Origin of the sequence: Bradyrhizobium sp. B124, from assembly GCF_038967635.1 — a bacterium.
Taxonomy (GTDB): domain Bacteria; phylum Pseudomonadota; class Alphaproteobacteria; order Rhizobiales; family Xanthobacteraceae; genus Bradyrhizobium.
The window spans coordinates 6,094,720-6,109,706 of the sequence record NZ_CP152413.1 but is presented as its reverse complement, the minus strand read 5'-3'; the positions used below and the strand labels follow the sequence as shown (position 1 = coordinate 6,109,706).

General features: G+C 64.6%; 15 protein-coding genes. 10 read left to right on the top strand and 5 right to left on the bottom strand.

Features of this window, described 5'->3' with window-relative positions; genetic code table 11:
- Positions 1 to 102 precede the first annotated feature (102 nt).
- Genes AAFG13_RS28995 through AAFG13_RS28985 form a run of 3 tightly spaced genes read right to left on the bottom strand, consistent with a single transcriptional unit; the run spans position 103 to position 1,815 of the window.
- The gene (locus AAFG13_RS28995) at positions 103 to 525 is read right to left on the bottom strand and encodes a CAP domain-containing protein (RefSeq protein ID WP_342708945.1); all 423 of its coding nucleotides are present in this window, start codon (positions 523 to 525) and stop codon (positions 103 to 105) included.
- Between the two features lie 22 nt (positions 526 to 547).
- Positions 548 to 751, bottom strand: coding sequence for a hypothetical protein (locus AAFG13_RS28990; protein ID WP_212311876.1), 204 nt, complete (start codon positions 749 to 751; stop codon positions 548 to 550).
- Positions 752 to 807: 56 nt separating this feature from the next.
- A complete protein-coding gene (locus AAFG13_RS28985) occupies positions 808 to 1,815 on the bottom strand; it encodes a 2-dehydropantoate 2-reductase (protein ID WP_342708944.1) in 1,008 nt (335 codons plus the stop codon).
- A 177-nt stretch (positions 1,816 to 1,992) separates the two neighbouring features.
- Between AAFG13_RS28985 and AAFG13_RS28980 the strand changes: the two genes are divergently transcribed.
- Together AAFG13_RS28980 and AAFG13_RS28975 are read left to right on the top strand one after the other, a co-directional pair.
- Complete coding sequence (locus AAFG13_RS28980) at positions 1,993 to 2,601, top strand: YidB family protein (protein ID WP_342708943.1); 609 nt, start codon at positions 1,993 to 1,995, stop codon at positions 2,599 to 2,601.
- A gap of 35 nt (positions 2,602 to 2,636) precedes the next feature.
- The gene (locus tag AAFG13_RS28975; RefSeq protein WP_212311879.1) at positions 2,637 to 2,915 is read left to right on the top strand and encodes a GlsB/YeaQ/YmgE family stress response membrane protein; all 279 of its coding nucleotides are present in this window, start codon (positions 2,637 to 2,639) and stop codon (positions 2,913 to 2,915) included.
- 93 nt (positions 2,916 to 3,008) lie between these two features.
- Here AAFG13_RS28975 and AAFG13_RS28970 read toward each other — a convergent pair whose 3' ends face one another.
- Together AAFG13_RS28970 and AAFG13_RS28965 are read right to left on the bottom strand one after the other, a co-directional pair.
- A complete protein-coding gene (locus tag AAFG13_RS28970; protein WP_342708942.1) occupies positions 3,009 to 3,791 on the bottom strand; it encodes an SDR family oxidoreductase in 783 nt (260 codons plus the stop codon).
- A 104-nt stretch (positions 3,792 to 3,895) separates the two neighbouring features.
- A complete protein-coding gene (locus AAFG13_RS28965) occupies positions 3,896 to 4,657 on the bottom strand; it encodes an N-acyl homoserine lactonase family protein (RefSeq protein WP_342708941.1) in 762 nt (253 codons plus the stop codon).
- Between the two features lie 194 nt (positions 4,658 to 4,851).
- On the opposite strand from AAFG13_RS28965, the gene AAFG13_RS28960 reads away from it, so the two are divergent.
- The 8 genes from AAFG13_RS28960 to AAFG13_RS28925 all read left to right on the top strand — a co-directional run bounded on the left by AAFG13_RS28960 (position 4,852) and on the right by AAFG13_RS28925 (position 14,976).
- Complete coding sequence (locus AAFG13_RS28960; protein WP_342708940.1) at positions 4,852 to 6,480, top strand: AMP-binding protein; 1,629 nt, start codon at positions 4,852 to 4,854, stop codon at positions 6,478 to 6,480.
- A gap of 15 nt (positions 6,481 to 6,495) precedes the next feature.
- A complete protein-coding gene (locus tag AAFG13_RS28955; RefSeq protein ID WP_342708939.1) occupies positions 6,496 to 7,713 on the top strand; it encodes an ABC transporter substrate-binding protein in 1,218 nt (405 codons plus the stop codon).
- Between the two features lie 58 nt (positions 7,714 to 7,771).
- Entirely contained in the window at positions 7,772 to 8,905 is a 1,134-nt protein-coding gene (locus tag AAFG13_RS28950; RefSeq protein ID WP_342708938.1) for an NADH:flavin oxidoreductase/NADH oxidase, read from the top strand.
- Positions 8,906 to 8,907: 2 nt separating this feature from the next.
- The gene (locus AAFG13_RS28945) at positions 8,908 to 9,759 is read left to right on the top strand and encodes a helix-turn-helix domain-containing protein (RefSeq protein ID WP_342708937.1); all 852 of its coding nucleotides are present in this window, start codon (positions 8,908 to 8,910) and stop codon (positions 9,757 to 9,759) included.
- Positions 9,760 to 9,989: 230 nt separating this feature from the next.
- Positions 9,990 to 11,057, top strand: a complete 1,068-nt coding sequence (locus AAFG13_RS28940) for an acyl-CoA dehydrogenase family protein (RefSeq protein WP_342708936.1) — start codon at positions 9,990 to 9,992, stop codon at positions 11,055 to 11,057.
- Positions 11,058 to 11,087: 30 nt separating this feature from the next.
- Positions 11,088 to 12,248: an acyl-CoA dehydrogenase family protein gene (locus AAFG13_RS28935; protein WP_018269158.1), complete on the top strand. Its 1,161-nt coding sequence runs from the start codon at positions 11,088 to 11,090 to the stop codon at positions 12,246 to 12,248.
- Positions 12,249 to 12,265: 17 nt separating this feature from the next.
- Positions 12,266 to 13,066, top strand: a complete 801-nt coding sequence (locus AAFG13_RS28930) for an enoyl-CoA hydratase/isomerase family protein (RefSeq protein ID WP_212311886.1) — start codon at positions 12,266 to 12,268, stop codon at positions 13,064 to 13,066.
- Positions 13,067 to 13,479: 413 nt separating this feature from the next.
- Entirely contained in the window at positions 13,480 to 14,976 is a 1,497-nt protein-coding gene (locus tag AAFG13_RS28925) for a heme peroxidase family protein (protein ID WP_342708935.1), read from the top strand.
- The last annotated feature ends 11 nt before the right edge of the window (positions 14,977 to 14,987 follow it).

The window sequence follows — 14,987 nt, the reverse complement described above, 5'->3', positions numbered from 1 at the left end:
CACTTCGGTTCTGATTGAATCAGAACCGAAGTGCTCTAGATTCTTGTTTTGACGCGTTTTCTTCACGCGAACCGGCGTCCACTTCGCTCGAAAACGCTATGGTCAATCGGTAATCACCATCGCCCAGAACCTGCGGTACGGCGACTTCGGATTGTCGACGAAGGCCACGCCGACGCGCTTCGCGCCCGGCATCAGCAGATTCTCGCGGTGCCCCGCCGAGTTCTCCCACTGCTGCAGCATCTCGGCGAAGGCGATGAAACCGGCGCCGATATTTTCGGCGGCGCGCTGCTTCTTCAGCGGCGCGATGCGGGTGAAGAAGCTGCCGCCCGCGGAGTGGCTGACCGATCCGGTCGCCGACATCGCCTGCGCCTGCTTCAGCGCCATCGCATTCAGCTTCGCGTCGAGCTTCACCGCAGGCATGCCGTTGGCGCGTCGGTAGGCACTGATCGAACCGGCATAGTCGGCGGCGTCGGCAGTCGTAGCGATGCCGAGCACGAAGGTGAGCGCGAGGAACAGCAGCTTCATCTGAGGTCTTCTCTGCAATGGATCAGTGCGCGCGACCGCGCTTGTTGTGTCGATGCGTGACCGGTTTGCGCGCAGGCCTGACCGATTGGCTCGACGCCGCCGCCGCGCGCTGCTCCTGCAAACGCGCATCATAGCCTGGTGAAGGTGTCACGGTCGGCGGCGCGGCGCGGACCGGCACGGTGCCAAGCGCAGCAAACGTGAGCAGCATGATGCAGGATCGTTTCATGATGTCACCTCCTCGGTTGTCCGAACGCTATGCCAGACGATCGTCGGCGCTCACGGTCAGCGGCCATCGCGAATCTGCTCCGGCGTCAGCCCCGGCGACCCCTTGCCGTCGGCCTCCGCCTTCCGGATCAGCGCGATGATACGTCTCGACAGCGGCGCCTCCAGCCCGCGGCGATCCGCGATCGCGGTGATCACGCCCTGCAGATAGTCGATCTCGGTGCGCCGGCCACGTTGCAGATCCTCCCACATCGAGGAGCGCGCTTCGGGATCGATCTTCATGGTGCGGCCGAGCAGCATGTCGAACAGCGCGTCAGGCAGCCGCAGCAATGCCGGCATCCAGCTCGAAGGCAGCGGCGTCGGCGACACCGGCACAATCCCTTCGGAACGGATCGCGGCCAAACCCTCGGCCATCTGGTCGGCGAATAATTGTCGCCAGCTGCGCTGTGCGAGCTGCTGCCGCAGCGGAATGTTGGACAGCGCGTTGAGCGCGTTGTTGAGATTGACGATCAGCTTGCCCCACTGCACGCCGTCGATGTTGGAGGTCGCCTTCATCGCAAGGCCCGGCGCCGAAAGCCGCGCGGCGGTGCCGGCATCGTCCTGCGCGATCACGATGTCGCCCGAGGTCGAGCGATGGAAGCGGCCGTCGCCGAGCGCGACCACATTGAACGGCACCATGCCGCCGAGCACCTTGCGGCCCGGCAGGCGGTCGCGCAGCAGCGGCACATTGCCGACGCCATTCTGCAGGCTGATCACCGCGGCGTCGGCAGCCGCGTGGCGCGCGATCAATTCGGCGATCTCGGCGGTATCGGCGCTCTTCACCGTCACCAGCACCGTCTCGACGTGGCGCAGGCTCGACGGATCGTCGGACAGAACGAGCCGGTCCGCGGATACCATCCGCTCCGAGCCGTCGAAACTGCTGACCCGCAAGCCGTTGCCTGCGATCTCCTGGATCAACCGCGGCCGCGCCAGCAGCACGACGCGGCGGCCGGACGCAGCCAGCATGCCGCCGACGAAGCAACCGATGCTTCCGGCGCCCGCGATGGCGATCGGCCGGTCCGCGTTCATCTGGCTAAATGTCCGTTCATCAGGGCTCGATAGCAGACCTCGATAGCAGAGCTCGATAGCAGAACTGGGGTTGCCTGCCTATTTCCACGCGCCGCCGCCCCGGGTGGCCCGCCTTGTAACCGTCATGGCCCGAAGCTATGTTTCCGGCTCGGGGCACGGTTGCGGCAGGAGACGATCATGGGTTTACTCGACGTACTCAACGGCATGCAGAACGGCCCACGCGGTCCAAGCGCGCCAAGCACACCATCCGACAGCTCCAGCGGCGGCGGAAGCGGAATGTCGCCGATGACGATGGCTATCCTGGCGTTGCTCGCCTGGAAGGCGGTCAAGCATTTCTCCGGCGGCCAACCGGGCGCAACCGCCCCTCCGCCGACGCCAGCGCAAGCGCCGTCACTCCCCGGCAACGTCACCGCGAGCCTGCCCGGCGGCGCCGGTGGTGGCGGGCTCGGTGATCTGCTCAAGGGCGGCCTTGGCGGCCTGCTCGCCGGCGGCGCAGCCGGCACCGTGCTCAGCGGCGGCCTCGGCGATCTGCTCAGCCAATTGCAGCAGAAGGGCCACGGCGACGCGGCCAATTCCTGGGTCAGCAACGGCCCCAACAAGCAGATCGCGCCCGGCGATCTTGCCAACGCTCTCGGCGCCGACCAGATCGACTCGCTGGCGTCGCAGAGCGGCATGTCGCGCGACCAATTGCTGCAGGGCCTGAGCCAGTATCTGCCCGACGCGATCAATCATCTGACGCCGGACGGCCGGCTGCCGAGCGGCGACGAGCTGAGCGGCCGGCTTTAGCGCCGGGTTGATTCCATCTGAGGAGGACGACAGTCATGGGCGGCATCATCTGGGTCATCATCGTCGGCTTTGTCGCGGGGATCATTGCGCGGCTCCTGTCGCCGGGACCCAACAATCCAAGCGGCTTCATTCTCACCACCGTGCTCGGCATCGTCGGCGCGTTTCTCGCGACCTTCATCGGCCAGGCCATCGGCCATTACGGTCCTGAACAGGGCGCCGGCTTCATCACCGCCACGATCGGCGCGCTGGTGGTGCTGTTCATCTGGAACCGGCTGGTCGCGGCGCGCGTGATCCCGGACATCGGCAACAGGTGACGCCGTAGCCGAACACTGGTTCAAAATCAAAATGCCCGGGCCTGCCCGGGCATTTTCGTTTCTGCAACCACTCCGAAGACGTGGATGGCTAGCTCACTGAATGAGATGCATGCCGGCGTCCATGCGGACGAATTCGCCGGTCATGTTGCTCGACGCCGGGCTCGCCAGGAAGCAGACGAGATTGGCGATATCTTCGGCCGTTGACGCGACCTTCAGCGGGACACGCGCGATCACGGTATCACGCACCTGCTTCGCGCCGTCCTCGCCGCGGCCCTTGGTGAACCAGGGCGTATCGATATAGCCCGGGCACACCGTGTTGACGCGGATCAACGGCGCCAGCGCGCGCGCCAGCGACTGCGTCATCGTGTTGAGCGCGCCCTTGCTCGCGGCATAGGCCACCGACGAACCGCCGCCGGAAATGCCGGCGATCGAGGAGACGTTGACCACCGCCGAGGGACGGCCGGATGCCTTTGCACCGGTCTCGAGCAGAGCGCGCACGGCACGGACCATCTGGAACGGGCCGATGGTGTTGACGGCATAGATGCGCTGGAAATCCTCCGCCGTCAGGCCGTCGAGATCGTGATGCGGCACATGCTTCGTGGTGCCGGCATTGTTGACCAGCACGTCGAGGCGGCCCCAGCGCTGCGCAGCGGCTGCGATCTTCTTGCAGTCCTCGTCGCGCGAGACGTCGCCCTGCACCACCAGCACTTCGGCGCCCTGCTTGCGGCAGGCTTCCGCGGTCGCCTCGGCTTCCGCCTTGCTGTTGGAATAGTTGATGATGAGGCGCGCGCCCGGCGTGGCGAGGATTTGCGCGGTGGCGGCGCCGAGGCCCGATGCCGATCCCGTCACGATCGCGCACAAACCATCCTTGGACATCTGCATTTTCCTTGTTGTTGTGAGCCAGATGAACTCCGGCGGCGGCATACCATATCGCGCGGGATGCCATCTGCAAACCGCGCCAAAACCTCACGTACAGGGCCTCAGGTATACGCGTTCGGACCCTTTTGCAGGCTGGCCCACTGTGCGTCGTCATGCCCGCAGATGATCTTGACGCCGGATGCCTCGAGCCTGGCGATCTCGTCGAGCGAGTTCAGGAACTGGTCGACATCGAGGCTGTTGCGCGGTGAGGTCCGCTGATCGAGGTTGGCGCGCACGCTGAGCGAGTCGGACGCCAGCAGATATTCGCCGCTCTGATCCAGCTTGACCAGCGCGCCGGTCGTTCCCTTCGAATGTCCCGGCAGCGGGACCAGCGTCAACTTGCCATCGCCGAACACATCCATCTGCCGGTCGAAGATCTCCATCTTCAGCGGATGATCCCAATCCGCCTTGATGTATCCGCGATCGAGCGCGTTATCGGCGTTCGCGGCCTCGACCTCGAGCGCGTGAACGAAGATCGTCGCCTTCTTGAAGAAGGCGTTGCAGCCGCAATGATCGGTGTGCAGGTGAGAGCAGATCACCACATCGATATCGTCGGGGCCAAGGCCAACGGCCTTCAGGCTCGTCAGCACATGATCGTCTGCCGGCATGATCGGCTGCATGTATTTGGCGAGCGTGCCGAGCCGCCCTTCGGGATCGGTCGCGACATCGGGATGGCATCCGGTGTCGAACAGCACATTGCCCTGCGTGTGCCGCAACAGCACGCAGGCGACCGGCAGATCGATCATCTCGCCGCGTGCGGCATCAGGCAAATAGGTCCGCCTGGACATCCGCAAACGCCCGCCCGACAGCATATGCATCTTCATCTCGTTACCTCCCGATTTGGCCCCAAACTACATATGAGTTTTTTGGAAACTCATTATCAATTTGACAGCACATTACCCGCCCTTATAGCTTCCGCGCAACGCCGCGATCGCGGCAACGCGCTCAACGAAGCAGCTCTCTATGGACCGGCATCGTTGACATCGACCTGCGGCCGCCAGAGGGAAGCTTCGTCACGATGTACACCGTGTTCAGCGTGTTCGCTGCGACTGCAGATGCGGCAGCGTTCAAACCCTTCCTCTGTATTCCCGCGCGTCCCGACCGCGGCTATTTTCCCGATGGCGTCGAACTGTCCTATGGCGACATTGCGCGGCAGGTCTGCGCATTGCGCGAACACTACCGCGCAGCCGGCTTCGGTCACGGACACCGCGCCTGCCTGTTGCTGGAGAACCGGCCGGATTTCATCGTGCATTGGCTGGCGCTCAACGGCCTCGGGGTCTCGATCGTTCCGATCAACCCGGCCTATCGCGCGGCGGAGATCGCGTATCTCATTGCGCATGCCGAGCCCGACCTGATCGTCACGCTGCACGATCAGAAGGAATTGCAGAAGGCACTGACCGGCGCGGTGCCGGTGCTCGAGGTGTCCGGCGACGATCTCGGCGCGAGTGTGCAGAAAATCCCGCTTGTCCGGCGACCGCCACCGCACGCCGGCGAGCCGGGAAGCGAGACCGAGGCCGCGCTGCTCTACACGTCGGGCACAACGGCGCGTCCGAAGGGCTGCATCCTCACCAACGAATACGTGGTCTCGACCGGCCGCTGGTACGTCAGCCACGGCGGCGAGGCAACGTATCATGCCGGAGCGGAGCGCCTCTACAGCCCGCTGCCGCTATTCCACATGGCCGGCCTGACGCTGACCCCGATCGCGATGATGCTGACCGGCGGCTGCCTCATCCTGCCGGAGCGCTTCAACGCGAAATCGGCCTGGCGCGACATCGTCTGCTGCCGCGCAACCGTGCTGCATTATCTCGGCGTGATCGTCGCGGCCCTGCTCGCCCAGCCGGAAACGCCGGACGAGAAGGCCCATGCGCTGCGCTTCTCGATGGGCGTCGGCGCCAACCCCGAGCAACGCGCGCGAGCCCGCGAACGCTTCGGCATCCCCTTCGTCGAGGGCTGGGGCATGACGGAGACCGGACGCAGCCCCTTCAACACGGCCGAGCCGCGCCATCTCGAAACCAACACGATCGGCCGCAGCGTACCGGGCCTCGAGATGACCATCCTCGATGCCGACGGCAATGCGCTGCCGCCGGGCGCGGTCGGCGAACTCTGCGTGCGCCATTCGGCACCGACGCCGCGGCGCGGCTTCTTCTCGGGCTATCTGAAAGACCCCGAGGCCACCGAGCAGGCCTGGCGCGGTGGCTGGTTTCATACCGGCGACAGCGCCTGGCAGCACGAGGATGGCGCGTTCGTGTTCGTCGACCGGCTGAAGCATCTGGTGCGGCGCGCCGGGGAAAACATCTCGGCGGCGGAGATCGAGGCCGTCCTGACAACATCCGACCTGGTCAAACAGGCGGCCGTCGTCGCCGCGCGCGATCCGATCCGCGACGAGGAGGTTGCGGCCTTCATCGTCATCAACGACGGCGCCGCCGCTTCGCGCGAACTTGCGCAGCACATCTTCCACTTCTGCCACGAGCGCCTCGCGCCGTTCAAGCTGCCGGCGTGGATCGCCTTCGTCGGCGACCTGCCGCTGACCTCGACCAACAAGATCCAGAAGCACACGCTGCTCGGCCCGGACAAAGACCCGCTGTCGCATCCCGGCATGATCGACCTGCGGCAAGAAAAGACCAACGCCATAAGGCAATCGAACTAGAGGAAACCAGGGACAATGACATCGAGTTACGGATGGATCGCCGCGGGCGCTGCAATCCTGTCGGCCACCTTCGCAGCAGCGCCATCGCACGCGCAGATCTCCGACGACGTGGTGAAGATCGGCGTGCTGACCGATCAGGCCGGCCTCTATGCCGACGCTGCCGGCCCCGGTGCGGTCGAGGCGGTGCGGATGGCGATCGCGGATTTCGGCGGCAAGGTTTTGGGCAAGCCGATCGCGATGGTCGATGCCGACCATCAGAACAAGGCCGACATCGGCGCCGGCATCGCGCGGCGCTGGTACGAGCAGGAGAATGTCGACGTCATCGTCGATTTCGCCAACTCCGCCGTCGCCTTCGCCGTGCTCGAACTCACCAAGCAGAAGAACAAGGCGATGCTGGTGTCGTCGGCCGGCTCCTCCGATCTGACCGGAAAGGGCTGCTCGGCCAATTCGGTGCAATGGACCTACAACACCTATGCGCTCGCCAACAGCACAGTTCGGGCACTGGCCAAGGAAGGCGCGAAGAGCTGGTACTTCGTCACGGTCGACTACGCCTTCGGGCACGCTTTGCGCAACGATGCAGCCAAGACCGTGGAGAAGGTCGGCGGCACGATCGCGGGCGAGGTGCGGCATCCGCTCAACAGCATGGATTTCTCGTCGTATCTGCTGCAGGCCCAGAGCTCGAAGGCGGATGTGATCGCCTTCGCCAACACCGGCGGCGACCTCGCCAATTCGATCCGGCAGGCGCAGGAATTCGGGCTGGCGCAGCAGCAGAAGCTGGCGGCCTTCCTGATGCAGACCAGCGACATCCACGCGATCGGCTTGCAGGCCGCCCAGGGGCTGCAACTCGCGACCGCGTTCTATTGGGATCTCGACGACAAGACCCGCGACTTCGCCGCGCGTTTCATGGCCAGGACCAACAAGCGGCCGACCATGGTGCAGGCCGGGCTCTACTCCGCAGTCATGAATTACCTCAAGGCGGTGGAGAAATCCGGCACCGACGATGGTCCCAAGGTGATCGCGCAGATGAAGGACATGCCGATCGATGACTTCTTTGCCCGCAATGCCTTCCTGCGCGCGGATGGCCAGCTGATCCACGACATGTATCTCGTGCAGGTGAAATCGCCGGCCGAATCCAAGGGCGCCTGGGACTACGAGAAGCTGGTTCAGGTCATCCCGGGCAAGGAGGCATTTGCGACGCCGGAGGAGAGCGCATGTCCGCTGCTGAAGAAATGATGCTCTCACGAATTCGCAGGACCACAGGCAAGACATCACAAGCAAGGCTGGATATCGCATGACCGAACTGCCGCTGCTCTTCACCCCGCTGCAACTCCGCGACCTCGAACTGAAGAACCGGATCATGGTCTCGCCGATGGCGACCTATTCGGCGCAGGACGGGCGCGCGACCGATTGGCACACCGCGCATGTCGGCAAGCTCGCCGCCGGCGGCGCCGGCCTCGTGTTCGTCGAGCAGAGCTCGGTGAACATCCAGGGACGCATCACCCATGGCTGCCTCGGCATCTGGGATGATACGCACATCGCAGATCATGCCGCCCTCGCCGCGCTGATCCACAGCTTCAACGCCAAGGCCGCGATCCAGATCGCACATGGCGGCCGGAAGGGCTCGGCGCAGCGGCCGTGGGAAGGCGGCAATCCGCTCGGCGAAGCCGACATCACGGCCCGCGGTGAAGGCCCGTGGCGGATCGCGGCCTCGAGCGGCATTCCGTTCGACGACGGCTGGCCGGCACCGCAGATGCTGACGTCAGAGCAGATCGATGCCCTGGTGGACGACTACCGCCAGGCGTTTCGCCGTGCCAGGGCTGCCGGTTACGACGTCATCGAGCTGCACTGCGCGCACGGCTACCTGATGCACTCCTTCCTGTCGCCGCTGGCCAACAACCGCAACGACGAATACGGCGGGTCGCGCGAAAATCGCATGCGCCTGCCGCTGCGGATCGCAGGCATCATGCGCGAGGAATGGCCCGACCACCTGCCCGCCTTCGTCCGCATCTCGTCGGTCGACGGCGTCGACATCGGCTGGTCGATCGAAGACTCGATCGCATTTGCCACCGAGCTGAAGGCGATCGGGATCGACATGGTCGACTGCTCTTCGGGCGGCATGAAGCTGCCGCGCGGCAACTCGCTGGTGTCACGCACCCCGGGCTTCCAGGTGCCGTTCGCCGAGCGCATCCAGAAGGAGGCCGGCATGCCGACGGTCGCGGTCGGGCTGATCCGCGAGCCGGACTACGCCGAAGCCATCTTGCGGGACGGCAAGGCGACGCTTATTGCACTCGGCCGCGAACTGCTGTGGAATCCGAACTGGCCCGCGCAGACGGCACTCGCGCTCGGATGCGATCCCGAGTGGACGAGCTGGCCCGAGCAATATGGCTGGTGGCTGAAGCGGCGGGTGGCACAGCAGGGACGATAGCGATGCCGGTGGCGAAGAAAGATGCAGCGAAAGCCGGCGCGACCGCCGGCTTGCGGTCTTTCGACGGCCCCGATTTCCCCGGTGATACCTCGCGCGACCTGCCGAAGATGGACAATGCGGTCAAGTCGGCGCGGCGCGTGTTCGACGTGCTCGAATTCTTCGAGGAGCACCAGCGCGCCGCTTCCGCCATCGAGGTCGCAGCCGCGCTCAAATTCCCGCAGTCCAGCACCTCGGCGCTGATGCGGACGATGACCGCGTTCGGCTATCTGCATTACGACACCAGCCGCCGCACCTATATCCCGACGCCGCGGATCTCGATGCTGGGGCACTGGCTGAGCCCGGCTCTGTTCACGCGGGGGCGCCTGATCAATCTGATGAACGAGCTCTCCGAGAAAACCGGGGAGACCATCATGCTCGCGGTGCGCAACGGGCTCAGCGCGCAATATGTCCATATCGTTCAGGCCAGACTGCCGATGCGGCTCTATGTCAAGGCCGGAACGCTGCGGCCGCTTGCGCGATCCGCATCGGGTTACGCGCTGCTGTCGGCCTATCCGGACAAGGAGGTCCGCCGCCTGGTGCGCCTGATCAACGCCAACGAGCCGCGACCTGATCGGCAGATCGACATCAAGGCGTTGCTGCTGGAGCTGAAGAAGGTCCGCGCCAAGGGGCATGCCTTCTCGCTCGGCCTGGTCACGCCGGGCGCCGGCGCCGTTGCCATGAACCTGCCGCCATCAGCGGAATCGAACGAGCCGCTGGTGCTGTGCGTGGCCGGATTAAACGATGCGCTGGTCACCCAGGAAACCGAGTTCGCCGACCTGATGCGGAAGGCGATCGAGTTTCATCTGGCGGACTGAACGCATGTTGCCCGTCAATTTACTGCCGCGCGTGGCATACAAACCGGGGCGGTCGAAAGTTCACTATGCGGAATTCATGCGCCTCGTCCGGCTTCATGCCATCCGCGCAAGTGGCCCTGCGGGCAACGCTTGTCACGGCTATGGCTTTTCCGCATCATTGAGCGCAAGACAACATCGCAAGCAGGGCCAGCCGAACGGCGAGCCCCAAGCCAATCAACACGAGGAACGCTGTGGCGGAGAGTGAGAACATCGTCGCCGAGACCGCGGAAAAGATTTTCGCCGATCTCGCGGATGCCCAAACCATCAATCACGACAAGCACGGCGCATGGAAGGCGCCGCTGTGGCGGGCGCTGACCGAAGCCGGCCTGCCGCTGTCCTGGGTGCCCGATGATCTCGGTGGTTCCGGCGCCAGTCTCGCGGAAGGTTTCAGCGTCCTCAACGTCGCCGGACGGCATGCGATCGCTGTTCCGCTGGCCGAAACAATGCTGGCCGGCTGGCTGCTGACGCAAGCCAAGATCACCTCCCCGGAAGGCGAGATGACCGTGCTGCCGGCAAGCCCGAAGGACCGCGTCACGGTTGGCGCTGACGGCTCGCTCTCCGGTCGCGCCCGCGGCGTACCGTTCGCGAAAGACGCGAAACATTTCGCGGTGCTGGCGAGCGGCAATGGCGGCATCTCGATCGCGCTGGTCGATGCCGCGAAGTGCCGGATCGAATCCGGCATCGGGCTCGGTGGCGATCACAACGACACCGTCACGCTCGACAAGGTGCAGCCGGTCACGACCAAATCGGCGCCGAAGGGTTTTGACCAGACCACGCTGATGCTGATGGGCGGGGTGGTGCGGGCGCTCCAGATCGCAGGCGCGCTGGAAGCGATGCTCGACATCTCGGTGCGCTATTCCAACGAACGCGTCGCCTTCGAGAAGAAGATTTCGAAGTTCCAGGCGGTGCAGCACAACCTCGCCCGCCTCGCCGGCGAGTCCGCCGCGGCGCTGGCCGCCGCGACGTCCGCGGCTGACACCATCGCCAGTGCGGCATCGTTCGACAATGACGCGGTGTTCCTCGAAGCGGCGGCGGCCAAGATTCGCTGTTCGGAAGCCGCCGAGAAAGGCAGTGGCATCGCGCACCAGGTGCATGGCGCGATCGGCTTCACCAACGAGCACATCCTGCACCGTTATTCGCTGCGCGCATTGGCGTGGCGCGACGATTTCGGCTCGGAGAGCTACTGGGCGGTCGAGCTCGGCAAGCTCGTCGCCGAGCGTGGCGCCGATGAATTGTGGCCTCTGGTGGCTTCGCGCTGAGATCAGGCAGAAAGATCAGGACTGGACATCATGACTGCAGCCCTTCGTTTCGATCCGATCCGCCTGCCGGAAAAGTGCGAGCAGCTCCGCAAGGAGGTGCGCGCCTTCCTCGCCGAGGAAATCGCCGCCGGCACCTTCGATCCCCACGCGCCGAACCGCGAGGACAATGACGCGCCGGAATTCTCCCGCCGCGTCGGCGCCAAGGGCTGGCTCGGCATGACCTGGCCAAAGAAATATGGCGGCCAGGAACGCTCGTTCCTCGAACGCTATGTGGTGACCGAGGAGATGCGGGTGGCGAACGCGCCGACCCGGCGCTTCTTCGTCGCCGATCGCCAGAGCGGGCCGGTGCTTCTGAAATACGCGCCCGAGCACATCAAGATGGATATCCTGCCGCGCATCTGCCGCGGCGAGGTCTGCTTCGCGATCGGCATGAGCGAGCCGAACTCCGGCTCCGATTTGTTCGCGGCGAAGACCCGCGCCACCAAGACCGATGGCGGCTATCTGATCAACGGCACCAAGATCTGGACCTCGTCGGCGCACATCGCCGACTACATGATCGCGATCTTCCGGACCTCGCCGCCGACCAAGGAAAACCGCCGCCACGGCCTGACCCAGTTCCTGGTCAAGATGAAGCAGCCCGGCATCCAGGTGAATCCGATCGGCCAGATCACCGGCCAGTTCGAATTCAACGAAGTGGTGTTCACCGACTACTTCGTACCCGACGATCACGTGCTGGGCGAAGTCGACGGCGCCTGGAAGCAGGCGACGTCCGAACTCGCCTATGAACGCTCCGGCCCCGAGCGCTTCCTCGAAACCTATTACGTGCTCACCGAGCTCGTGCGCGCCGTCGGCAAGAACCCGGACACCCGCAGCGCCGAAGGCATCGGCCGCCTGGTGGCGCAGGTGCACACCATGCGCCGCATGTCGGTGTCGGTCGCCGGCATGCTGCAGGCCGGCAAGGAGCCGGTCGTGGAGGCCTCCATCGTCAAGGACATCGGCACGGTGTGGGAGCAGCAGCTGCCGCATCGCGTCCGCGATCTCGCGGCGTTCGTCGAGGAGACCGCGACCAATCGCGAGACGCTGGAAAAGCAGCTCGATTTCGCCATCAAGACCGCGCCCAAGCTGACGATCCAGGGCGGCACCACCGAAGTGCTGCGCGGCATCATCGCCCGCGGTTTGGGCTTGCGTTAATTCAACGAGGACAGATCATGACCAAATATACTGATATCGGCGTCGAAACCCACGGCCATGTCGGCCTGATCGAGATCCGCAAGCCGCCGCTGAATTTCTTCGACGTCGCGCTGATCAACCAGATCGCCGACGCGCTGGAGGAGTTCGACAACAACATCGAGATCCGCGCCTCGGTGCTCGCCGCCCAAGGCAAGGCGTTCTGCGCCGGCGCCAATTTCGGCGATCCTGTCCGCCAGGAACAGGAAGAGCGCGCCAAGAGCGATCCGGCCTCGAACCTGCCGATCAACCATCTCTATGTTCAAGCGGTGCGCATCTTCCGCAACAAGAAGCCGATCGTCGCGGCGATCCACGGCGCCGCGATCGGCGGCGGCCTCGGCCTTGCGGTGTCGGCCGACTTCCGCGTCGCCTGCCCCGAGGCGCGCTTCGCGGCGAACTTCACCAAGCTCGGCTTCCATCCGGGCTTCGGCCTCACCACCACGCTGCCGGAACTGATCGGCAAGAACAACGCCGAGCTGATGTTCTACACCAGCCGCCGCGTCACCGGCGAAGAGGCCTATCGCTGGGGTCTCGCCAACGTGCTGGTGCCGCAGGACCAAGTGCGCGCCGAGGCGATGAAGCTCGCGCAGGAGATCGCCGAATGCTCGCCGCTCGGCCTGGTCTCAACCCGCGCCACCATGCGCGCCGGCCTCGCCGACCGCGTGCTCGCCGCGACCAACCATGAGCTCGAAGAGCAGACCAAGCTGCGCGCGACCGAAGACTTCAAGGAAGGCGTCAAAGCCACCGCCGAGCGCCGCGTCGCGAACTTCAAGGGCCGGTGAGACCGCAAGCGCTGCTCTATCAACACGGTCGTCCCGGCGAAAGCCGGGACCCGTAGCCACCGATGGGAGTGGCGAGACAAGCCGTCTCCCCTTGTGCCCTTTCCGCGGGCCGCGGCGTATGGTCCCGGGTCAAGCCCGGGACGACGCTCGGGAGATGGCTCGCTAACTTCTCGGCACCGCCAGCGCATCGACGATCGTCACGCCCTGCCCCTCCGGATGGCATCAGCACGGGATTAACCTCAATCTCGGCGATGCATGCATCACGCGTGATCGCCGACCAATCCATTCGCACGATCATGAGTGGTATTATGTATTTATGCGACTCCTGAGAGATAATTCACATTTGAAGTCCGCTACCGGCCATACAGTCCGACATTGGGCGCTCCGTATTCGTCACAGCATGGAGCAACGCAATGACTGCCAAGCATTCCGTTCCCGTTCGCGGGCTGTCCACAACGGCCAGTTCGCCGCTTTTTCAGGGTCGCTTCGGTCGCATGTTCCGCATGGAGCCCGCGACATTTGGAAAGACCGACACCGAGGCGCAGAACGCGCTTGCCAAGCTTGCGAAGGCGATGACGTCGCCCCCCGATGATGCGAAGGACGGACGCGACGACGAGGAAAGCGGGATCCCCGCGCTCTATACGTATTTCGGCCAGTTCATCGACCACGACCTGACATTCGACCCGAACAGCTCACTGCAGAAGCGCAACGACCCGGATGCGTTGACCGACTACCGGACGCCTGCATTCGATCTCGACTGCATCTACGGCCGCGGCCCGGACGACCAGCCCTATCTGTATGACGGCAGCAACGGCTTCCTGCTCGGCAACCCCATACATGGCGCCAGCGACCCGGACGCCCACGACCTCCCGAGGAACGAAGCGCCGGTGAAACGCGCCCTGATCGGCGATCCGCGCAACGACGAAAACGCGATCGTCTCGCAGTTGCAGGGCCTGTTTCATCGCTTTCACAATGCGATGCTGAAGCGGCACCCCGACGCCGAATTCTCCGACCTGCAACGGATCGTGCGACACTACTACCAGTATATAGTGCTGTACGACTTCCTGCCGCGGATCGTCGATCACGGCGTGCTCGACCAGCTCAAGACCGGCGGACGATATGACCAGTCGAAGCTGAAATACTTCCACTGGAAGAACGAGCCCTTCATGCCCGTCGAGTTCTCGGTTGCGGGCTATCGGCTCGGTCATTCGATGATCCGGCCGGGATACCGTTTGAACGACGGCGTCCTGCTTCCGATCTTTCCGAGCGGCCAGAACAAGGATGGCTTGACCGGCTTCCGCGAGATGAACCCGGCCTGGGCCATCGACTGGGGCCGCTTCATCGACATCGACACGCGCGACTATGACGGCGACGACGCGGTCAAGGCCAAGCGGCTGCAGTTCGCCTATCGCATCGATACTGCGCTGGTCAATCCGCTGGCGAATCTACCCCCCGCGGTCGCTTCCAACCCGTCGGTGCTTGCGGAGCGCAACCTGCTGCGTGGCTGGCGACTGGGCCTGCCGTCGGGCCAGGACATCGCCTACGCGATGGGCGTTCAGCCGCTCAACGACGAGGAGATTCTGATCGGTCAGGGCGTGGACAAGCCCGACACCGCACTGCCGAACATCCTCTCGGTGGATCCGGTCTTCCGCAAGAATTGTCCGTTGTGGACCTACATTCTCGCCGAGGCGATGCATCACGCGGTGAAGGTGAAAATTCCGGTCAAATCGGACGTCGAGGTGACGACGCCGCGGCTCGGACCGGTCGGCGGGCGGATCGTCGCGGAAGTCTTCGTCGGGCTGATGTTCGGTGACAACAGCTCGATCCTCAACATGAACAAGAACTGGTTCCCCGGATCCGGCCCCAATTTCGCGCTGAAGGACCTCGTCCGGATCGCTCTCGGAAAATAGCGCCGAGCGCC